Origin of the sequence: Klebsiella oxytoca, assembly GCF_009707385.1 — a bacterium.
In the GTDB taxonomy this organism is placed as follows: domain Bacteria; phylum Pseudomonadota; class Gammaproteobacteria; order Enterobacterales; family Enterobacteriaceae; genus Klebsiella; species Klebsiella oxytoca_C.
Window position 1 is genome coordinate 970,083 of sequence record NZ_CP046115.1, and the last position, 19,958, is coordinate 990,040.

At 52.1% G+C, this 19,958-nt stretch carries 20 protein-coding genes; 11 read left to right on the forward strand and 9 right to left on the reverse strand.

The window, feature by feature from the left end; genetic code table 11:
• Positions 1 to 64: 64 nt before the first annotated feature.
• The 5 genes from yacL to GJ746_RS04550 all read left to right on the forward strand — a co-directional run bounded on the left by yacL (position 65) and on the right by GJ746_RS04550 (position 4,583).
• The gene (gene yacL, locus GJ746_RS04530) at positions 65 to 427 is read left to right on the forward strand and encodes a protein YacL (RefSeq protein ID WP_154679120.1); all 363 of its coding nucleotides are present in this window, start codon (positions 65 to 67) and stop codon (positions 425 to 427) included.
• A 181-nt stretch (positions 428 to 608) separates the two neighbouring features.
• Positions 609 to 1,562 carry a 2-keto-3-deoxygluconate permease 1 gene (locus tag GJ746_RS04535; protein WP_154679121.1) on the forward strand — a complete coding sequence of 318 codons (954 nt, stop codon included), beginning with the start codon at positions 609 to 611 and terminating at the stop codon, positions 1,560 to 1,562.
• Positions 1,559 to 2,830: a D-threonate kinase gene (dtnK, locus tag GJ746_RS04540; protein WP_154679122.1), complete on the forward strand. Its 1,272-nt coding sequence runs from the start codon at positions 1,559 to 1,561 to the stop codon at positions 2,828 to 2,830. The genes GJ746_RS04535 and dtnK overlap by 4 nt, the downstream gene beginning before the upstream one ends.
• On the forward strand, positions 2,820 to 3,803 hold the full coding sequence (locus tag GJ746_RS04545) for a D-threonate 4-phosphate dehydrogenase (protein ID WP_154679123.1): 984 nt from the start codon (positions 2,820 to 2,822) through the stop codon (positions 3,801 to 3,803). The genes dtnK and GJ746_RS04545 overlap by 11 nt, the downstream gene beginning before the upstream one ends.
• A gap of 9 nt (positions 3,804 to 3,812) precedes the next feature.
• Positions 3,813 to 4,583 carry a DeoR/GlpR family DNA-binding transcription regulator gene (locus GJ746_RS04550; RefSeq protein ID WP_154679124.1) on the forward strand — a complete coding sequence of 257 codons (771 nt, stop codon included), beginning with the start codon at positions 3,813 to 3,815 and terminating at the stop codon, positions 4,581 to 4,583.
• Between the two features lie 23 nt (positions 4,584 to 4,606).
• Here GJ746_RS04550 and speD read toward each other — a convergent pair whose 3' ends face one another.
• The 5 genes from speD to GJ746_RS04575 all read right to left on the reverse strand — a co-directional run bounded on the left by speD (position 4,607) and on the right by GJ746_RS04575 (position 9,270).
• On the reverse strand, positions 4,607 to 5,401 hold the full coding sequence (gene speD, locus GJ746_RS04555) for an adenosylmethionine decarboxylase (protein WP_154679125.1): 795 nt from the start codon (positions 5,399 to 5,401) through the stop codon (positions 4,607 to 4,609).
• A gap of 14 nt (positions 5,402 to 5,415) precedes the next feature.
• Entirely contained in the window at positions 5,416 to 6,279 is an 864-nt protein-coding gene (gene speE, locus GJ746_RS04560; RefSeq protein ID WP_154679126.1) for a polyamine aminopropyltransferase, read from the reverse strand.
• Positions 6,280 to 6,444: 165 nt separating this feature from the next.
• Complete coding sequence (locus GJ746_RS04565; protein ID WP_154679127.1) at positions 6,445 to 8,259, reverse strand: FKBP-type peptidyl-prolyl cis-trans isomerase N-terminal domain-containing protein; 1,815 nt, start codon at positions 8,257 to 8,259, stop codon at positions 6,445 to 6,447.
• Entirely contained in the window at positions 8,256 to 8,672 is a 417-nt protein-coding gene (locus tag GJ746_RS04570) for a permease (protein ID WP_227852751.1), read from the reverse strand. Before GJ746_RS04570 ends, GJ746_RS04565 begins: the two co-directional genes overlap by 4 nt.
• 250 nt (positions 8,673 to 8,922) lie before the next feature.
• Positions 8,923 to 9,270 (reverse strand): YacC family pilotin-like protein, encoded by a 348-nt coding sequence (locus tag GJ746_RS04575; protein ID WP_154679128.1) that lies wholly within the window; start codon positions 9,268 to 9,270, stop codon positions 8,923 to 8,925.
• A gap of 146 nt (positions 9,271 to 9,416) precedes the next feature.
• Here GJ746_RS04575 and cueO point away from each other — a divergent pair, with 146 nt between their 5' ends.
• The gene (cueO, locus tag GJ746_RS04580) at positions 9,417 to 11,033 is read left to right on the forward strand and encodes a multicopper oxidase CueO (RefSeq protein ID WP_154679129.1); all 1,617 of its coding nucleotides are present in this window, start codon (positions 9,417 to 9,419) and stop codon (positions 11,031 to 11,033) included.
• Positions 11,034 to 11,106: 73 nt separating this feature from the next.
• On the opposite strand, the gene GJ746_RS04585 is transcribed toward cueO, so the two are convergent.
• A complete protein-coding gene (locus GJ746_RS04585; RefSeq protein ID WP_154679130.1) occupies positions 11,107 to 13,497 on the reverse strand; it encodes a glucose/quinate/shikimate family membrane-bound PQQ-dependent dehydrogenase in 2,391 nt (796 codons plus the stop codon).
• A gap of 203 nt (positions 13,498 to 13,700) precedes the next feature.
• Here GJ746_RS04585 and hpt point away from each other — a divergent pair, with 203 nt between their 5' ends.
• Positions 13,701 to 14,237, forward strand: coding sequence for a hypoxanthine phosphoribosyltransferase (gene hpt / locus GJ746_RS04590; RefSeq protein ID WP_139536998.1), 537 nt, complete (start codon positions 13,701 to 13,703; stop codon positions 14,235 to 14,237).
• 48 nt (positions 14,238 to 14,285) lie between these two features.
• Here the strand turns inward: hpt and can are convergent, their stop codons facing one another.
• Complete coding sequence (can, locus tag GJ746_RS04595) at positions 14,286 to 14,948, reverse strand: carbonate dehydratase (protein ID WP_154679131.1); 663 nt, start codon at positions 14,946 to 14,948, stop codon at positions 14,286 to 14,288.
• 107 nt (positions 14,949 to 15,055) lie between these two features.
• Between can and GJ746_RS04600 the strand changes: the two genes are divergently transcribed.
• The 4 genes from GJ746_RS04600 to GJ746_RS04615 all read left to right on the forward strand — a co-directional run bounded on the left by GJ746_RS04600 (position 15,056) and on the right by GJ746_RS04615 (position 18,625).
• Positions 15,056 to 15,982 (forward strand): ABC transporter ATP-binding protein, encoded by a 927-nt coding sequence (locus GJ746_RS04600; protein WP_154679132.1) that lies wholly within the window; start codon positions 15,056 to 15,058, stop codon positions 15,980 to 15,982.
• On the forward strand, positions 15,979 to 16,749 hold the full coding sequence (locus GJ746_RS04605) for an ABC transporter permease (RefSeq protein WP_154679133.1): 771 nt from the start codon (positions 15,979 to 15,981) through the stop codon (positions 16,747 to 16,749). The genes GJ746_RS04600 and GJ746_RS04605 overlap by 4 nt, the downstream gene beginning before the upstream one ends.
• Before the next feature lie 121 nt (positions 16,750 to 16,870).
• The gene (locus GJ746_RS04610; RefSeq protein ID WP_154679134.1) at positions 16,871 to 17,311 is read left to right on the forward strand and encodes a PTS sugar transporter subunit IIA; all 441 of its coding nucleotides are present in this window, start codon (positions 16,871 to 16,873) and stop codon (positions 17,309 to 17,311) included.
• Positions 17,312 to 17,368: 57 nt separating this feature from the next.
• The gene (locus GJ746_RS04615; RefSeq protein WP_154682642.1) at positions 17,369 to 18,625 is read left to right on the forward strand and encodes a polysaccharide deacetylase family protein; all 1,257 of its coding nucleotides are present in this window, start codon (positions 17,369 to 17,371) and stop codon (positions 18,623 to 18,625) included.
• A 1-nt stretch (position 18,626) separates the two neighbouring features.
• On the opposite strand, the gene panD is transcribed toward GJ746_RS04615, so the two are convergent.
• Positions 18,627 to 19,007, reverse strand: coding sequence for an aspartate 1-decarboxylase (gene panD, locus GJ746_RS04620; protein ID WP_154679135.1), 381 nt, complete (start codon positions 19,005 to 19,007; stop codon positions 18,627 to 18,629).
• Between the two features lie 93 nt (positions 19,008 to 19,100).
• Positions 19,101 to 19,955, reverse strand: coding sequence for a pantoate--beta-alanine ligase (gene panC / locus GJ746_RS04625; protein ID WP_154679136.1), 855 nt, complete (start codon positions 19,953 to 19,955; stop codon positions 19,101 to 19,103).
• Positions 19,956 to 19,958: the final 3 nt, after the last annotated feature.

The following is a 19,958-nucleotide window of genomic DNA, read 5'->3' on the forward strand; positions in this document are numbered from 1 at the left end:
CTGCGATAATGACGTTATGGGTACAGTGCAGCGGTGACGCACTGCCCTTGCAGAGGAATAAACTATGGATTACGAATTTCTGCGCGATATTACCGGAGTGGTAAAGGTGCGAATGTCGATGGATCATGAGGCGATCGGCCACTGGTTCAACGAAGAGGTTAAAGATAACCTTGCCCTGCTGGATGAAGTCGAGCAGGCCGCGCGCACCGTCAAAGGCAGTGAACGTTCCTGGCAACGTGTCGGCCATGAATACACGCTATGGCTGGACGGTGAAGAAGTGATGATCCGCGCCAATCAGCTGGATTTTTCCGGCGATGAGATAGAAGAGGGGATGAGCTACTATGACGAAGAAAGCCTCTCGCTATGCGGTGTGGAAGACTTTCTTCAGGTAGTGAAAGCCTATCGAAAATTTGTCGGTCAATCTTGAGCAACTTTAATCATTTCCATGGCCGGGCATTGATGTCCGGCTTTTTTTTCGCCTGCGATCCCTCTTTTGATTTTTATTAATCATTTTAAAACTGTGATCTGGCGCGTTTGTGAAGTTTGTTTGATTAAATATAATCTTTATGATTTTATTTAATCATAATATAACAACAGGCGGGAAGACCATGAACATCAAGAAGGCTATAGAACGTGTACCTGGCGGCATGATGGTTGTGCCACTGGTGATCGGCGCCATTATCAATACCTTTGCCCCGCAAGCGCTTGAGATTGGCGGGTTCACCACCGCGCTGTTTAAAAACGGCGCAGCGCCACTGATTGGCGCCTTCCTGCTCTGCATGGGGGCGGGAATTAGCGTTAAGGCAGCACCCCAGGCGCTGCTGCAGGGCGGTACGATTACGCTGACCAAGCTCCTGATCGCCATCGCGATTGGCCTTGGCGTAGAACAACTCTTCGGTACTGAAGGGATCTTCGGCTTAAGCGGCCTGGCGATCATCGCTGCGATGAGTAACTCGAATGGCGGGCTTTACGCCGCGCTGGTGGGGGAGTTTGGTAACGAGCGTGATGTGGGAGCGATCTCCATCCTGTCCCTGAATGACGGTCCATTCTTTACGATGATCGCGCTGGGCGCTGCGGGGATGGCGAACATTCCGATCATGGCGCTGGTCGCAGTACTGGTCCCGCTGGTGGTGGGAATGATCCTGGGTAATCTCGACCCTAACATGCGCGACTTCCTGACCAAAGGCGGCCCGCTGTTGATTCCGTTCTTCGCTTTTGCGCTGGGCGCAGGGATCAACCTTGAAATGCTACTGCAGGGCGGTCTGGCGGGTATTCTGCTCGGCGTGCTGACCACCTTCATCGGCGGTTTCTTTAACATTCGTGCCGATCGTCTGGTAGGCGGAAGCGGGATTGCTGGCGCGGCGGCCTCCAGTACCGCTGGAAACGCCGTGGCGACGCCGCTGGCGATTGCCCAGGCCGATCCCTCTCTGGCAGAGGTTGCCGCAGCGGCCGCGCCGCTGATTGCCGCGTCGGTGATCACCACCGCGATTTTGACCCCTGTTCTGACCTCGTGGGTGGCTAAGAAGCAAGCGCGTCAGATTGCTGAGGAGAAAAAAGCATGAAAATGATCGTTATCGCCGACGACTTTACGGGTTCTAACGATACCGGCGTGCAGCTGGCAAAGAAGGGGGCGCGCACGGAAGTGATGCTCACGCCGGATCAAAAACCTTCGCGTCGCGCTGATGTGCTGGTGATCAACACAGAAAGCCGCGCTATGCCCGCAGAGAAGGCCGGAAAAGCGGTAGCGCAGGCATTAGCGCCATGGTGCGATGGTGATGCGCTACCGCTGGTTTATAAGAAAATCGACTCCACTTTTCGCGGTAACGTTGGTGCTGAAGTGACGGCGGCAATGCGTGCTACAAACCGAAGGCTGGCAGTGATCGCGGCGGCTATCCCCGCGGCCGGGCGCACCACCCGCAACGGATTATGCCTCGTCAACGGTACGCCGCTGCTGGAAACCGAATTCGCCAGCGATCCGAAAACCCCCATTATCTCCTCGCGCATTGCGGCGTTGATCGCCCTGCAAAGCGACGTTCCGGTACATGAAGTGTCGCTCGAAGACGTGCGTCGGGGGCAATTAAGCGCGCTGTTGACGGCTTTTTCAGCCGAGGGGGAATGCATGGTGGTAGCCGATGCAGTGGAAGATCGCGATCTGCTGCTGATTGCACAGGCTATCTGTGAACAAAAGGAGATGCCGCTGTTGGTTGGCGCAGCCGGGCTGGCGAATGCGCTACCGGTCAGAACGTTTATGCAGGAAAGGCAGGAGCTACCGGTACTGGTGGTGGCTGGGTCGATGAGCGAAGCCACGCGGCGGCAGGTTGAAAAAGCGCTCTGCCAGGCACGCGCCAGCGTCGTGGATATTGATGCATCGCGGCTGGCATCGGCGCAGGCTGAACAAGAAATGGCCGCGGCAGTTGAACAGGCCTGTGCGCTGCTCAGTCGGCAGCAGCACACCATTTTACGTACCAGTCGGAGCGCGGACGATCGGCAGATGATCGACAGCCTGTGCGCTCAGGCAGGCGTGAGCCGTCAACAGCTCGGTGAAATGCTTAGCCAACGTCTTGGCGTGATTACTCTGCGCATTATCGAACAGGCTCGTATTGGCGGGCTGTTCCTGACCGGAGGTGATATCGCCACCGCGGTCGCCGCCGCGCTCGGGGCGGAAGGCTATCGCATTCAGAGTGAGGTGGCGCCCTGTATTCCCTGTGGAACGTTCGTAAACAGTGAAATCGACGATCTGCCGGTTATCACTAAAGCTGGCGGATTCGGTTCAGACAGCACCCTTTGTGATGCGCTTTATTTTATTGAGGAGATGTACCGTGGTAACTAAAACAATTGCGATTACGATGGGCGACCCGGCGGGCATTGGTCCGGAAATCATTGTTAAGGCGCTTTGTGAAGACGAGCTGAATGGCGCGCCGCTGGTGGTGATAGGGTGTCTGCAAACACTGAAACGTCTGCAGGATAAAGGGCTGGCGGAAGGCGTGACTTTTCGCGCGATTACCGAGGTCGCAGAGGCGCGATTTGCGCCCGGCGTGATTCATGTCATTGACGAGCCGTTGGCCCAGCCGGAGGCGCTGGAGCCGGGTAAAGTGCAGGCCCAGGCGGGCGATCTGGCCTACCGCTGCGTGAAGCGGGCGACTGAGCTGGCGATGAAAGGCGACGTGCACGCCATCGCGACCGCACCGCTGAATAAAGAAGCGCTTCATCTGGCCGGACATAATTACCCAGGTCATACCGAACTGCTGGCGACGCTGACAGAAAGCCGCGATTACGCCATGGTGCTGTACACCGACAAGCTGAAGGTCATTCATGTCTCGACCCACATTGCGTTGCGCAAGTTCCTTGATACTCTTAATGGTCAACGCGTGGAGACGGTTATCGGCATCGCGGATCGCTTCCTGAAACGCGTCGGTTTCGCCGAGCCGCGCATTGCCGTTGCCGGGGTCAATCCCCATGCGGGCGAAAACGGTCTGTTTGGTGATGAAGAAATACGCATAGTGTCGCCAGCTATAGAAAATATGAAAGCGAAGGGAATCGATGTTTACGGGCCCTGTCCGCCGGATACCGTGTTTTTACAGGCGTATGAGGGGCAATATGACATAGTGGTAGCGATGTACCACGATCAGGGGCATATTCCGCTCAAACTGCTCGGCTTCTACGATGGGGTGAATATTACCGCTGGTTTGCCGTTTATTCGCACTTCTGCCGATCACGGGACCGCGTTTGATATAGCCTGGACGGGAAAAGCAAAATCTGAGAGCATGGCCGTATCGATTAAACTGGCAATGCAACTGGCGTAATTTCCTGTTATGAAAGGACAACACCGTCTGGATAAGATTGTGGCGTATTTGAAAAATCATACGCTGGTGACCGTGGAACAGCTGGTGGATGCGGTAGAAGCATCACCGGCGACGATACGACGCGATCTGATCAAGCTGGATGAGCAGGGCGTGATCAGCCGCAGCCACGGCGGTGTTGCTCTGCGGCGCTTTGAGCCTTCTCAGCCTACAACCAATGAAAAGCAGTTACGATCGCCTGCGGAAAAGCGGGCGATTGCACGTTTTGCCGCCTCGATGGTGCAGGCGGGCGACGCGGTGGTGTTGGATGCCGGTACCACTATGCTGGAATTGGCAAAATGCCTGACCCATCTTCCGCTCAGGGTGATCACAGTCGATCTGCATATCGCTCTGTTTTTATCCGAGTTCCGCCAGATAGAAGTGACTATAGTTGGTGGCCGCATTGATGACAGCAGTCAGTCATGTATCGGCGAGTTTGGCCGTAAGATGCTACGTAGCGTCTATCCTGATATCGCTTTCATGAGCTGTAACAGCTGGAGCGTGGAAAAGGGCGTGACGACGCCGACGGAAGAAAAGGCGGGGCTGAAACAGGAGATTATTGCCAACGCCCAGCGCAAGATCTTACTGGCGGACAGCAGCAAATATGGTGCCCACTCGTTGTTCAACGTCGCTCCGTTAAGCCGTTTCACCGACATTATTACCGATGTGAGTTTGCCCCTTCCCGTTCAGGCTGAACTGAAAGCGCAATCCATTGCCCTTACGCTGGTACAGCCCGAACTTTAAGGATACCGCCATCCGCGACGTTGTTATACGCTCGGGATATTACGTCCGTAGTAGATTTCGCGCATCTCTTTCCAGAGCAGGTCGGTGATCACCCTGCGCTCTTCTTCCGTTAAATCTTCCGGCCTGGTGTGAAACATATAGTGCTTAAGGTCGAATTCCTTCAGCATCATTTTGGTATGGAAAATATTCTCCTGATAGACATTAACGTCCACCATGTCATAAAGCGATTTCATATCCTCTGACATGAAATTCTGAATGGAGTTGATTTCATGATCGATGAAGTGCTTCATACCGTTCACATCGCGGGTAAAACCGCGCACGCGATAATCAATAGTGACGATATCGGATTCCAGCTGGTGAATCAGGTAATTAAGCGCCTTCAGAGGGGAGATTACGCCACAAGTTGAGACTTCAATATCGGCGCGGAAGGTGCACAGCCCACCTTCTGGATGGCTTTCTGGATAGGTGTGAACGCATATATGGCTTTTATCGAGATGCGCCACAACGGTTTCTGGCAGCGGGCCCGGATGTTCTGTCTGGTCGATAAGCTGCGGGTCGATAGGCTCTTCGCTGACCAGGATCGTCACGCTGGCACCCTGCGGTTCATAATCCTGGCGCGCGATGTTGAGAATATTGGCGCCAATAATGGAACAGGTTTCTGACAGAATTTCGGTCAGGCGGTTGGCATTGTAGAGTTCGTCAATATAGGCGATGTAGCCATCGCGTTCCTCTGCCGTTTTTGCATAGCAAATATCATAAATGCAAAAACTCAGGCTTTTAGTCAGATTGTTAAAGCCGTGCAGCTTCAATTTTTTCAATTTAGATCACCCCCTTACTTAACGGTGGATAGCGCATCCAGTAAATATTGTGGTAAAGCAAATGCCGCCGCGTGGATTGCCGGATTGTAATAACGGCACGTCAGGTTTGCCTTATGAAAACGGGCCTGAATAATTTCACTGGAAAGGTGGCGCAGGGCTTCGTTATCGGTGGCCCAGGCAAAGGTCATTATGCCGCCGTAATAGGTTGGAATCGCGGCCTGATAAAAGCTCACATCGCGAAAGTAATGGCTGAGCTTACGATGGCTATCAATAGCTTCATCCTGCTGCAGGAAGCAGACGCCGTTCTGAGCGACGAAGATTCCGCCGGGGTTAAGGCAACGTTTGCAGCCTTCATAAAAGGCGGATGTGAACAGGCTCTCGCCAGGCCCGATAGGATCGGTGCAATCGGAGATAATGACATCAAACGTTTGCGTTGTCTGGTTAACGAAATTAACACCGTCATCAATAACCAGCGTAAAGCGCGGATCGTCGTAGGCTCCCGCGTTATGATTAGGGAGATACTGGCGACAGAATGAAACCACGCCGGCGTCAATTTCAACCATGGTAATGGTTTCCACGTTGCGATGACGAGAGACTTCGCGCAGCATGGCGCCGTCGCCGCCGCCGATAATTAACACATGTTTCGCCTGGCCATGGGCCATCAAAGGAACATGGGTCATCATTTCATGGTAGATAAACTCATCGCGTTCGGTGGTTTGCACCACGCCGTCCAGCGCCATCACGCGACCGAAGGCGGCGTTTTCGAAAATGATCAGGTCCTGATGATCGGTTTTCTCGTGATACAGAACGTTATCAACGCTGAAATACTGACCAAAATGGTCGTGCAGCGTTTCATGCCACAGATTGCTATCAGCCACGGGCAGATCCTCCTTTGTTAACATCTGTTACACCCACTAAAAATGAGCGCAACATCATAGCCAACTATAGAAGATGATGCACGGTGGATATTTCAGCAAATGAAGCGTGGAGCATAATCCATTAAGAAAAATGACGAAACGCCCCCTTTACAGGAGGCGTGAGGATCAGGGTTTTTTATCCTGAGGTTTTGCCGCAGTGGCGTCCACGATTCTGACTGAATAAACCATGGTCGCTCCGGGGGGAATTTTAGGAGGCCGCCCTTCGCTACCATAGGCGAGCTCCGGCGGGATCACTATGGTAATAGAACCATGATTCCCCAGGCGTTTTATTGGCCCGAGAAACAGGGGAGGATAGGATTTTAGGGTCTGAGTCCAGACTTTGCCTTCGGCTTCCATGTCGTTAATGACGGTTCCGTCGATAAGCGTTTCCTTGATGGTGACGGTTACGGTATCGGTGTCGAGGATCCTGCCTTCACCGGCATAATCTATACGACTGTAAACACCATCTTTAAACACCACGCCTTTCTGTTTCGCGAAATTTTGTTGATACTTCTTCCCTTCGCTAATCGTTTGCTGTTCTATCTTATTCAGATTCTTAAAGACTTTTTTAGAGACATCGAATAAGGCTTTATTGCGCACTTTCTCATCGAGGGCGATTTTTCCTGCAAAAGCATCGAGGATCCCCTGCAGAACGGTATCTTTACTGATTGTCACGCCCTGCGAGCTGCGGGTGGACAGGACTTTTAGCGCCTCTTCACCCATTGATACGCCGATAGAATAAGCCTGCTGTTGAGGCTCTTTTGCAAGATCGAGAGCCGTCGCTTTTTTACCTGATTTAGACTCGGCATCAGCAAGCCTGGTTTTTAGCTGGTTAATCTCATTCGCGTTGGCTTGCAGCAGGGCTTTGTCTTTTTCTGCCTGTAAGCGAACAGCGCTCTCCTGAAGCGCCGACTGCTGTTTGCTGGCGGTAAATGAATCAAGTTTTGCCGTGAGCGCCTTTTTTTCTTCCGCCGCAGCCGTCAGTTTAACGGTCAAATCTTGTTTTTCAGTTTCATAGGCGGTGAGTTTCGCTACCAGCGCTTTTTGGGCTGTTTCGGATGCATCCAGCTTCGTTTTCAGCGCCCGCTGTGCGGCGTCAGCGGCGGCGAGCTTTGTTGTCAGTTCCTGCTGCGATTTTTCCGCTGCGGCAAGCTTGTTTTTATACGGGGCAGAAATTGCTAATTTTTCTGTGAGCGCTTGTCTTTGTTTCTCTTCAGCCTGGAGCTTCGTCATGAGCGTTTGTTTCTCTGACACAGCGATTGTGAGCTTAGAAGCCGTATCTTGCTTTGCTGTTTCCGCAGCGGCGAGTTTTTTTATCAGAGATTGTTTTTCAGTCGTAATTTCTGCTAACTGAAGCTCCAGCTTTTGTTTTGCCGATTCTGCCGCAACCCGTTTTTTCTCTTGCTGAAGCACGTTATTTTCCGTGCTGTTAAGCTGCTTTATGCTCTTTTTTATTTCTGCTGTGGAAGATAGCTCTTTATTTATTAATTTTTGTTTTTCGGCTACTACCTCCGCTAACTGTTTCTCAAGCTGCTGAATTTTATCAGTCAACTGTTTTTGATTATCCGGAGCGGTATTAGCCTTACTTTCTTTCGCTTCAAGCTGCTGCCGAAGCTGGCGGATGGTTTTATCTTTTTGAGAAATTATTGCAGCCTGACGTGAAGCTTCATTAGTTTTTTGTATGCTTTTTTTATTCGTTGTTTTTGTACTATTATTTTTATCCTTATCCTCAATGGGTTTTGCTGACTCATTACTTTTTTGAGTCTGTTGTTCTTTAGCATAATTCAAAAATGCTGGACCTGCGGAGTCATTGCTTGAGCCAGACGTGATGTTTACCAGCGCATCTTTTTCTGCACGGACATGAGGTGATAGCGATAACGCTAGCGAAAACAGCGCCGCCAGCGATATCAATTTGATGTTTAAGACTATTTTTCTGTTCATGGCTGAACATTTTCACCGCGTTTAACAAGGCTATCTATCAGCTCTTTTTCAATGTCAGCACATAGCTTAATTGACTTGAACTGATACATTGAATCTATGCCTTGTTTCGTTGGTTCAGCAACTTTACTGCGCACTGAGTTATACTGGGACGCGGCGCTGAGGAGCGAGGTGAAATCATTACCGAGTTTAGCAGCCTGCTTAGGATTCACTTCTTTCAGCGACTCCAGAGCTTTACGGCAAGCGTCTATTCGCGCTTGCTCTTCAGCAATTCTCTGCTGTTCGGTTTGTTGGCTTAATGTTGCGTCAGGTAATGGTTTTATTAATCTGGCGGATTGTCTGGATTGCGTTGAGTTACAGCCAACCAATAAAATGACGGCCAGAGGCGCTATACGTGCAAATAATGATATGTTCAAGGTTTCATTCCATTGATAAAAAGAGTCGTTATCGAGCGATAATAATGTGCAGAAAATGAGAATGCAATAATAGAGTTTTTGTTTTTTTAAAGGTATTGAGAGGGCTGGTTTTATTAATTAGCTAAACACTTAATGAATTTATTTTGAATTGAGATGTGAATTAGAGAAAGCTGTTAAATGAAATTCTAACATTGATAAACGTAATAGCCGTATTTGAACGGCTATTAATGTTGTATAAATACCATGGTGCTTATTTCACGTAAGCGAGCAGGCTAAGTGAGTCGCGAGCCAGCGCCTTGCATTTTTTGGTGGTGGAGATCTTGATGCCGCTCAGATCCCGATAGCTATCTTCACCCAGGGCTTTCATATTGAAGCTATCGTAATTGCTTAAATCCCACTGATTCTGCTGAGCAAAGAAGACCAGGGCGCGGCGAATCTGCGTGTTAGGCAGGTTTTGATAACCGCAATCGTTCTTCAGAAAGACAAATACAGCCGTCAAATCAGCCATATCTTCCGCTTCGGACTCGCTTAATGCATAGCTATTGGCGGAGAGAGTGAGCAGGCTGCCAAGTACTATTGTTCTGAAAAGCGTCTTCATTTTTTCTACCATTGAATCACGGACAAACAAAGTTAGCATACTTCTTTACACCACGCTGAGCTTTATTCTTACTCTTCTGCTTGACCTTCCCGTTGCTGGAGGGTTTAAGCTCATTTATTCACCTGCGGAATAAAAGGATGTGGAAAATGCAACGTCGTGAATTTCTCAAATTAACCGCTGCGCTAGGCGTGACCAGCGCATTACCGCTATGGAGCCGCACGGTTTTTGCCGCCAGTCGCCCCTCTTTGCCGGTTCCGGAGCTACTGACCGCTGACGCGCGCAATCGCATCTCGCTGACTATCCAGGCTGGGAAAACCCAGTTTGGCTCTCATCTGGCGACTACATGGGGATATAACGGTAGCCTTCTTGGCCCAGCCCTGCAGCTTAAGCAAGGTGAGGCAGCAACCATTGATATTCATAACCGCCTCGCGGAGGAGACCACCGTACACTGGCACGGTCTGGAGGTGGCCGGTGAGGTGGATGGCGGTCCGCAAGGCGTAATTGCCGCCGGTGGTTCCCGTACGGTGACGTTTACCCCAACGCAGCGAGCGGCGACCTGCTGGTTCCATCCCCATCAACATGGAAAAACAGGCAGACAGGTGGCGATGGGCCTGGCCGGGCTGGTGCTGATTGCCGATGCGGAAAGTGAGAGGCTGCTCTTGCCAAAGCAGTGGGGAATCGATGATATTCCGGTAATCGTGCAGGATAAGAAATTCACCGCTCAAGGAGAGATTGATTATCAGCTCGATATCATGAGCGCAGCCGTTGGCTGGTTTGGCGATACGCTGCTGACTAACGGGACGCTTTACCCGGAGCATGCTGCACCCCGGGGCTGGCTGCGTTTGCGTCTGCTGAACGGCTGTAATGCTCGTTCTTTGAATTTCTCAACCAGCGATCGGCGGCCAATGTACGTCGTGGCAAGCGACGGCGGTTTCCTGGCTGAACCAGTGAAAGTTAACGAGCTGCCGGTATTAATGGGAGAACGGTTTGAAGTACTGGTGGATACGAGTGACGGTAAACCTTTCGACCTGATCACGCTGCCGGTAAGCCAGATGGGGATGGCTATCACGCCATTCGATAAGCCGCAGCCGGTATTGCGCATTCAGCCTCTGACGATCCAGGCTTCCGGTAAACTGCCAGATGTTCTTGTCGCTATGCCGGCTCTGCCTTTTCTGCAAGGTCTCACTCAACGTACGCTACAGCTCTCTATGGATCCGATGCTTGATATGATGGGCATGCAGGCGCTAATGCAAAAATACGGCGACCAGGCGATGTCCGGAATGGACCATGGCGCGATGATGAACCATGCGGACATGGGGAATATGAACAATATGAACCACGGCGACATGGCGCATATGAATCATGGCGACATGGGGCAGATGAAGCAGAGTAATAAAGGTTTTGATTTCCACAACGCTAATCGCATCAACGGCAAAGCGTTTGATATGAATGTTCCCATGTTTAGCGCGGCGAAAGGGCAGTATGAGCGGTGGGTGATTTCCGGTAAAGGCGACATGATGCTACATCCGTTCCATATCCACGGTACTCAGTTCCGTATTTTGTCGGAAAACGGCAAGGCGCCCGCCGCGCATCGTAGCGGCTGGAAAGACACAGTGCGGGTAGATGGTGATGTTAGTGAGGTGCTGGTGAAATTTGACCACGATGCGCCGAAAGAATTTGCCTATATGGCGCACTGCCATCTGCTGGAGCATGAGGATACGGGAATGATGCTCGGGTTTACGGTCGAGGGCGGCATTTCCTGACAGGAAAATGCTTTAAAAGATATTGAGCATAAAGAAAGGCCCGGAAACCGGGCCTTCTGTTTTTACTTGCGGTTTACTTCGCGTCGTCTGGCAAAGCATACGCGACGATATAGTCGCCCATCCTGGTGCCAAACGAACCGTGACCGCCGGCAGAGATGACAACGTACTGCTTGCCATTGACTTCATAGGTCATTGGCGTTGCCTGTCCACCCGCCGGTAGACGCGCCTGCCATAATTTCTCACCGTTGCTCATATTATACGCGCGCAGATAGTTATCTGCGGTTGCGCCGATAAACAACACATTACCGGCTGTTGAAATAGGACCGCCCAGCATCGGCATTCCCATAGTGAACGGGAGTTTAATCGGCATCGGGAACGGCAGGCTATCCTGTGGCGTACCGATACGTTTTTTCCATACCACTTCGTTGGTTTTCAGATCCAGCGCAGAGATGTATCCCCAGGCAGGCTGTTTGCAAGGCAGACCAAACGGTGACAGGAACGGGTTCAGCGTTACGCCGTATGGAACGCCGTACTGTGGCTGAATCCCGGCTTCAGTACCGGAGCCTTTAGCATCCTTCGGCTGTTCCATCGGGTTGCCAGGGCCGCGAGGGATCAGTTTTGATACAAACGGCAGGGCCATCGGGTTAGCAATCGCTACCTGGCGATTCGGATCGACGGAGATGCCGCCCCATTCGAACATCCCCAGGTTACCCGGGAATACCAGCGTTCCCTGCTCTGACGGCGGGGTAAAGATGCCTTCATAGCGCAGCTGATGGAAAATAACCCGGCATACCAGCTGGTCAAACATCGTGGCGCCCCACATATCTGCGCCGGTCAGGTCTTTTTTCGGGCGGAAACTCAGGTCAGAGAACGGCTGAGTTTTCGACACATAGTCACCCTTAGCCGCTCCCTGCGGAACCGGTTTTTCCGGCGCCGGAACAACCAGTTCGCCGTTGCGGCGATCGAGGACAAAAATGTTGCCGGTTTTTGCCGGAGCGTAAATCACCGGAACGGTTTTGCCGTTCACATCGATATCCGCCAGCGTCGGCTGCGACGGCATATCCATATCCCACAGATCGTGGTGAACGGTCTGGTAGCTCCACGCCAGCTTGCCGGTAGTGGCGTTCAGCGCCACGATTGAGCTGGCATAGCGTTCCTGCTCAGGCGTACGGTTGCCGCCCCAGATATCCGGGGTGGTTACGCCCATAGGCAGGTAGACCAGATCCAGCTTCGCGTCGTAGGCCGCAGGCGCCCAGGAGTTAGGTGAATTCAGTGTGAAATGATGTTCATCTTGCGGAATTGCATTCGGATCTTTCGCGCCTGGGTCAAATGCCCACAGCAGTTTACCGGTATTCACATCAAAGCCGCGAATAACGCCTGACGGTTCGCGGGTAGAGAAGTTATCGGTCACGGCACCGGCGATGACAATAGTCTTGTCGGTAATAATCGGCGGTGAAGTGGGTTCATACATGCCCGGCGTGGTGACCGGCATATTGGTTTGCAGGTTGAGAATGCCTTTATTAGCAAAGGATTCGCACAGCTTTCCGGTCTCAGCGTTGATGGCGAACAGGCGACCATCGTTGACCGGCAGAATGATCCGGCGCGGACAGTCCGCAACCGCATCAGCCGGCGCGTTATCTGCTTTGGCTTCATGATATGAAACGCCGCGGCAGGTCACGTGCTGGAAAGAAGGGTCAGCGTTGAGCTGAGGATCGAAATGCCATTTTTCTTTACCGGTGGCCGCGTCAAGCGCGAACAGACGCTGGTGGGCGGTACACAGGTAGAGCGTATCGCCAACTTTAATTGGCGTCACTTCATTGGTGATTTCACCCGGATCGTTAGGTTGCTTGAGATCCCCGGTACGGAACACCCAGGCTTCTTTCAGGTTCTTCACGTTATCGGCGTTGATCTGCTTAAGCGGCGAATAACGCTGGCCTTCCTGATTACGGCCATACGCCGACCAGTCACCATCGGCGACTTCAGAAATTGGCGCCGCTGGCGTAGCATCAGCGCTCAGCGTGCCGTTGATTTCCTGCGGATCGTTGAAGCCGGCCCAGGTGAGGATGCCGCCGCTAATAAGCAGGGCGACAACCAGTCCGCCAACGGCACCTGTCGATGGGTTTGGCAGACGACGCCAGACAAACGGCAGGATAAGCCAGATACCGAAGAAGACGAGAATATCGCTGCGCGGGGTCAGCGCCCAGAAATCGAAGCCAACTTCCCATACACCCCAAATCATAGTGGCGAGCAGCAGCGCGGCGTAAAGCCAAAGCGCGGAGCGTTTGCCGCGGAACAGCATGATGGTGACGCCCAGCATCGCCAGGCCTGCGATAGGGTAATACCACGAGCCGCCAATGGTGACCAGCCAGGCCCCACCCACTAAAAGATACAGACCACAGAACGCTGCAAAAAGAGCAGTCAGCGTCACGAGTAGCCGTGATTGTTGAGATTTTGTTTCTGCCATAGAAGGACACTCGTTTGTTTGTTAATTTTTTAAATGCAATTAATTATAGGATTTAACAAGTGTGATCGGTATCACAAAATGGGCTTTATTAATCACTGCATCGCGGATTTCTTTTTGCTGGTATACTGCGTGGCTTGCCGGTCAACGTCGGTGCAATCGCAGCGGCTTTGATGTTTTACATTAAGAATCAAATGGTTAGTTTTATGAAACATACTGTAGAAGTGATGATCCCGGAAACCGAGATCAAAGCCCGTATTGCTGAACTCGGTCGCCAAATCAACGAGCACTACAAAGATAGCGGCAGCGAAATGGTGCTGGTGGGGCTGCTGCGTGGCTCATTTATGTTTATGGCCGACCTGTGCCGTGAAGTTCAGGTTCCCCATGAAGTCGATTTTATGACTGCGTCTAGCTACGGTAGCGGCATGTCTACCACCCGTGACGTCAAAATTCTCAAAGACCTGGATGAAGATATCCGCGGTAAAGACGTGCTGATCGTGGAAGACATCATTGACTCCGGCAATACGCTGTCAAAAGTGCGCGAAATTCTTAGCCTGCGTGAACCAAAATCCCTGGCGATTTGTACGCTGCTCGATAAGCCAAGCCGCCGGGAAGTTAACGTGCCGGTTGAGTTTGTGGGTTTCGCTATCCCCGATGAGTTCGTAGTGGGGTACGGTATTGACTATGCTCAGCGCTACCGCCACCTGCCGTATATCGGCAAAGTGACTCTGCTGGACGAGTAATGCGGCTTATATCCCGGCTATCCGGGATATATAAGAGGAGCGCGTGAATTACTTGTGATTGACGTGCTTGCTTTTAAGATTGGAAATTCCCTGGCGATAGCGCTGTTCCAGCGTTTCGCGGCTAACGGCGGTCACCTCAAGATCGCGTAGCATACCGTCATGAATGCCGTAGGCCCAGCCGTGGATTGTCACTTTCTGTCCGCGTTTCCACGCTGACTGCATAATCGTTGAATGGCCAAGGTTGTATACCTGCTCCATCACATTCAATTCACATAGCGTATCAAGGCGACGCGCCTCGGGCATCTCTCCCAGCAGCGAGCTGTGTTTAAACCAGATATCGCGGATATGCAGCAGCCAGTTGTCGATAAGGCCAAGCTCGGTATTATCAATCGCCGACTGTACGCCGCCGCAGCCGTAGTGGCCGCAGATGATGATGTGTTCGACTTCCAGCACGTCGACGGCATACTGGACGACGGAAAGGCAGTTGAGGTCGGTATGAATCACCAGGTTAGCGACGTTACGGTGAACAAACAGCTCGCCTGGTTCCAGCCCGGTTAAACGTTCAGCGGGGACGCGACTATCGGAACATCCAATCCACAGGAAGCGCGGCTTCTGCGCCTGTGCCAGTTTCTCAAAGAAACCGGGGTCTTCCTCCACCAGCATTTTTGACCATAGTGCATTGTTGCTGATGAGTGTATCTATATCGTTCATGGATGTTTACGGGCCTGTAACCAAGTAAGTGCATTGCGCTAATATAGGTTAACCTCACATTTTTTAAAACAACCCATCGCGTGTCACGACACGAGAAGAGACATTTAATGACCATTGCTCTGGAACTAAAACAGCTCAAAAAAACCTATCCCGGCGGGGTTCAGGCGCTGCGCGGAATCGATCTGCAGGTTGAGGCGGGTGATTTTTACGCGCTCCTGGGGCCAAACGGCGCGGGAAAATCCACGACTATCGGCATCATCAGTTCGCTGGTGAATAAAACCTCCGGCGAGGTCAACGTGTTTGGCTACGATCTGCAAAAGGACGTGGTAAACGCTAAGCGCCAGCTCGGACTGGTGCCGCAGGAGTTTAACTTTAACCCGTTTGAAACCGTGCAGCAGATCGTGGTTAACCAGGCGGGCTACTACGGCGTTGAGCGCAAAGAAGCGATCGTCCGCAGCGAAAAGTACCTGAAACAGCTCGATCTGTGGGAAAAACGCAACGAACGCGCGCGGATGCTCTCCGGCGGCATGAAGCGCCGCCTGATGATTGCTCGCGCGCTGATGCACGAGCCGAAGCTGCTGATCCTCGATGAACCGACGGCGGGCGTGGATATTGAGCTTCGCCGTTCGATGTGGGGATTCCTGAAAGATTTAAACGATAAGGGCACGACGATTATCCTCACCACCCACTATCTGGAAGAGGCCGAAATGCTGTGTCGTAATATCGGCATTATCCAGCGCGGTGAGCTGGTGGAAAACACCTCAATGAAAGAGCTGCTTTCCAAGCTGAAATCAGAAACCTTTATTCTCGATCTGGCGCCTAAAAGCCCATTACCGGTACTGGAGGGCTATCAGTATCGTTTGGTCGATACGTCGACCCTGGAGGTAGAGGTGCTGCGTGAGCAGGGAATAAATAGCGTATTTACTCAGTTGAGCGCGCAGGGAATACAGGTATTAAGTATGCGTAACAAGGCCAACCGTCTTGAAGAGCTGTTTGTCACGCTGGTACACGACAGGAAAGGAGAGTCAGCATGATGCAGCTATATTGGGTCGCGCTGAAAAGCATCTGGACTAAAGAGATCCATCGCTTTATGCGTATCTGGATCCAGACGCTGGTGCCGCCGGTCATTACGATGACCCTCTATTTTGTTATTTTCGGCAATCTGATTGGCTCGCGCATTGGGGAAATGCACGGTTTTACCTATATGCAGTTTATCGTGCCGGGCCTGATTATGATGGCGGTGATCACAAACGCCTATGCTAACGTGGCTTCCTCTTTCTTCAGCGCCAAATTTCAACGCAATATCGAAGAGCTGCTGGTCGCGCCGGTTCCCACACATGTGGTGATCGCCGGTTATGTGGGCGGTGGCGTTGCCCGAGGTCTGTGCGTCGGAATTCTGGTGACGGCGATTTCGCTGTTTTTCGTACCGTTCCAGGTTCACTCGTGGGTCTATGTCGCTCTTACTCTGCTGTTGACCGCAGTGCTGTTTTCGCTGGCGGGCCTGCTCAATGCGGTATTTGCTAAAACCTTTGACGATATCAGCCTCATTCCGACCTTCGTGCTGACACCGCTGACCTACCTCGGCGGGGTATTTTATTCTCTGACCCTGCTGCCGCCATTCTGGCAAGGTTTGTCGCATCTGAATCCGATTGTCTACATGATCAGCGGTTTTCGCTACGGTTTCCTCGGTATTAATGATGTTCCGCTGGTCACGACCTTCGGCGTACTGGTCGTGTTTATCGTCGCGTTTTATATCCTGTGTTGGTATCTGATCCAGCGCGGACGTGGACTTCGTAGCTAATTTAACCACTTATGGCGCTTTGCTGTTCAGTTAAGCGAAGCGCCAGCCAACAAGTTTGATTGCCATCACCGATATTCATCATTTCCCCTGCTAAATTGTTTGCCTGCTAAGGAGGTAGGCGATGTTAGGTTGGGTGATTACCTGTCATGATGAACTGGCGCAGGATATGCTGGATCGTCTGGAGAAAAAGTTTGGGCCGTTGACCCAGTGCCGGGCGGTAAACTATTGGCGTAATCTCAGCAGCAATATGCTGAGCCGCATGATGTGCGATGCGCTGCATGAGACGGACAGCGGAGAAGGGGTCATTTTTCTGACCGACAGAAGCGGCGCCGCGCCTTATCGCGTGGCCGCGCTGATGAGTCATAAACATACCCACTGCGAAGTGATTTCCGGGATCGGCTATCCATTGCTGGAAAGTATGTATCAGCTACGCCAGAGTCTGAGTAGTGAAGCCTTTCGTCACGCTATCGTTAACGCCGGAGGCCCGACAGTAAGCAGCCTTTGGCATCAGCAGCAAAAAAATCCGCCATTCCGCTTGCTGCATGAGCCGTACGGGAATTAAGCATTGGTATTGATGATGCTTTTGTTACAATGACCGCAGTTTTTGTCTACCGGTTCGATGCGCATGTTTGCCCGAATTCTTGTTTTACTCCTCCTCCTTCTGACATCGATCGGCGCTTCCGCCAGTCTGTTAAGCCAGCAGGGCATTCCCGCGCGCTATATGCAAACCACGGAAGATGCGGATATCTGGGCGCAGGTGGGCAATCAGGTTGTGAGCGTCGGTAACGTACGGGCTGGGCAAATTCTGGCGGTAGTGCCGACGGCGGCGGATTACTACGAGTTCAATTTTGGGTTTGCGACCGGTTTTATTGATAAAGGCCATCTTGAGCCGGTGCAGGGGAAGCAGCGGGTAGAAGATAATCTGGGCGATCTGCATAAACCTCTGAGCAACCAGAATCTTATTACCTGGAAAGATACCCCAGTCTATGATGCCCCTTCCGTTGGTAGCGCGCCGTTTGGCACGCTGGCGAATAATTTGCGTTACCCTATCATCAGTAAACTTAAAGACCGGCTTAATCAAACCTGGTTTCAGATTCGCATCGGTAACCGGCTGGCGTGGGTAAGTAGCCTTGATGCGCAGGAAGATAACGGCATACCCATACTTACTTATCACCATATTCTGCGTGACGAAGAGAATACCCGCTTTCGCCATACTTCAACGACGACTTCCGTTCGCGCCTTCAACAATCAGATGACCTGGCTACGCGATCAGGGCTATACCACCCTGAGTCTGTATCAGCTGGAAGGTTATCTGCGTAATAAAATTAACCTTCCGGCACGTTCGGTAGCGATCACTTTTGACGACGGGCTGAAGTCGGTCAACCGCTATGCCTACCCGATTCTCAAGCAGTATGGCTTTCACGCCACGGCTTTTATCATCTCGTCGCGCATTAAGCGCCATCCGCAGAAATGGGCGCCGCAATCGCTGCAGTTTATGAGTATTTCCGAGTTAAAGCAGATTCAGGACGTTTTTGACCTACAGTCGCATACCCACTTCCTGCATCGGGTTGACGCTAACCGCCATCCGATTCTGCTCAGCCGCAGCTATCACAACATTCTGTTTGATTTTGAGCATTCGCGGCGGGCGCTGGCGCAGTTTAACCCGCACGTACTGTATCTCTCTTATCCGTTCGGCGGCTATAACGCTACGGCGGTTAAGGCGGCGAATGACGCTGGTTTTCATCTGGCGGTAACGACGGTTCGAGGGAAGGTCAAACCGGGGGATAATCCGTTCTTATTAAAAAGGCTGTATATTCTGAGAACTGATTCGCTGGAGACGATGTCGCGGCTGATAAGCAATCAGCCGCAGGGATAGATCAGGCAACCTGAACCGGAATTGCTTTTGCCTGGCGCTTCATTTCGTTGTCGCCTTCAAAATAGGCCACTTTCGGCTGCCAGGTACGAGCTTCTTCGTCAGGCATGGTAACGAAGCTGGCGATGATCAGAATATCGCCGACGTTCGCGCAGTGTGCCGCCGCGCCGTTAACGGAGATAATTCGCGAACCGCGTTCTGCGGCGATGGCGTAGGTGGAGAAACGATTACCGTTGGTCACGTTCCAGATATGAATAGCCTCGTTTTCGAGGATGCCGGACGCATCCAGGAAATCCTGATCAATAGCGCAGGAGCCTTCATAGTGCAGGTCGGCCTGCGTGACTTTTACGCGGTGGAGTTTGCCCTGCAGCATATTACGAATCATAACGTCTACCTTTAAAGCTTAACGATAACAAAGCGGACATGACGTCCGCCTTGAGGAAATTCCTGGCAGTATTGCCTGATTTTTAACCCGTGTCTACTGAGCGAGCGCGACTATCTGGTTGTCGATCAAACGCGCCTGGCCGAGCCACGCCGCCATCAGGATCACCGCACGCTGACTGTTTTGTGTTAAATCGAGCAGCGTGTCGGCATCGCGGATCTGTATATCATCGGCGCGGAAACCTTTTTCGTTCAGATCCTGGGCGGCAAGCGCGATGATCTCATCGAGGTTACGCTCGCCGGCCGCCAGTTTCTCCGCCACGCTATTCATCACTTTATACAGTCCCGGCGCAATTTTGCGCTGGTCTGCGGTGAGATAGCCGTTGCGCGAGCTCAGCGCCAGCCCGTCTTTAGCGCGCATAATCGGTACGCCGATAATCTCAATGTCGTAGCCCATATCGGCTACCATTTTGCGAATCAGCGCCAGCTGCTGGAAGTCTTTTTCGCCGAAGCAGGCGACGTCCGGCTGGACCAGATTAAACAGCTTGCTGACAATAGTGGAGACGCCGCGGAAGTGGCCCGGGCGGCTGGCGCCTTCGAGCATCGTCGAGAGTCCCGGAACATCAACGTAGGTCTGGCTTTCGGTGCCCTGCGGATAAATTTCCTCCGCGGCAGGAGCAAAGACCAAATCGACTTTTCTCTTGTTCAGCTTTTCACAATCGTCCTGCAGGGTGCGCGGATAGCGCGCCAGATCGTCTGCGCGGTCAAACTGCATCGGATTGACGAAGATACTTGCTACCACAACATCCGCGCTGGCTTTCGCGGCATCAACCAGCTTCATATGACCATCGTGCAGGTTGCCCATGGTGGGAACCAGCGCAATACGCTTGCCTTCCTGGCGTAAACGGCGGATATGCTGGCGCAGCAGCGGCATGGTTTCGATAATCAGCACAAC

Bases quoted from the DNA above. Each gene is read 5' to 3' on its own strand.
- yacL (WP_154679120.1), top strand. From the start codon at position 65: ATGGATTACGAATTTCTGCGCGATATTACCGGAGTGGTAAAGGTGCGA.
- GJ746_RS04535 (WP_154679121.1), top strand. From the start codon at position 609: ATGAACATCAAGAAGGCTATAGAACGTGTACCTGGCGGCATGATGGTT.
- dtnK (WP_154679122.1), top strand. From the start codon at position 1,559: ATGAAAATGATCGTTATCGCCGACGACTTTACGGGTTCTAACGATACC.
- GJ746_RS04550 (WP_154679124.1), top strand. From the start codon at position 3,813: ATGAAAGGACAACACCGTCTGGATAAGATTGTGGCGTATTTGAAAAAT.
- GJ746_RS04565 (WP_154679127.1), bottom strand. From the start codon at position 8,259: ATGAACAGAAAAATAGTCTTAAACATCAAATTGATATCGCTGGCGGCG.
- GJ746_RS04575 (WP_154679128.1), bottom strand. From the start codon at position 9,270: ATGAAGACGCTTTTCAGAACAATAGTACTTGGCAGCCTGCTCACTCTC.
- cueO (WP_154679129.1), top strand. From the start codon at position 9,417: ATGCAACGTCGTGAATTTCTCAAATTAACCGCTGCGCTAGGCGTGACC.
- GJ746_RS04585 (WP_154679130.1), bottom strand. From the start codon at position 13,497: ATGGCAGAAACAAAATCTCAACAATCACGGCTACTCGTGACGCTGACT.
- hpt (WP_139536998.1), top strand. From the start codon at position 13,701: ATGAAACATACTGTAGAAGTGATGATCCCGGAAACCGAGATCAAAGCC.
- can (WP_154679131.1), bottom strand. From the start codon at position 14,948: ATGAACGATATAGATACACTCATCAGCAACAATGCACTATGGTCAAAA.
- GJ746_RS04600 (WP_154679132.1), top strand. From the start codon at position 15,056: ATGACCATTGCTCTGGAACTAAAACAGCTCAAAAAAACCTATCCCGGC.
- GJ746_RS04605 (WP_154679133.1), top strand. From the start codon at position 15,979: ATGATGCAGCTATATTGGGTCGCGCTGAAAAGCATCTGGACTAAAGAG.
- GJ746_RS04610 (WP_154679134.1), top strand. From the start codon at position 16,871: ATGTTAGGTTGGGTGATTACCTGTCATGATGAACTGGCGCAGGATATG.
- GJ746_RS04615 (WP_154682642.1), top strand. From the start codon at position 17,369: ATGCGCATGTTTGCCCGAATTCTTGTTTTACTCCTCCTCCTTCTGACA.
- panD (WP_154679135.1), bottom strand. From the start codon at position 19,007: ATGATTCGTAATATGCTGCAGGGCAAACTCCACCGCGTAAAAGTCACG.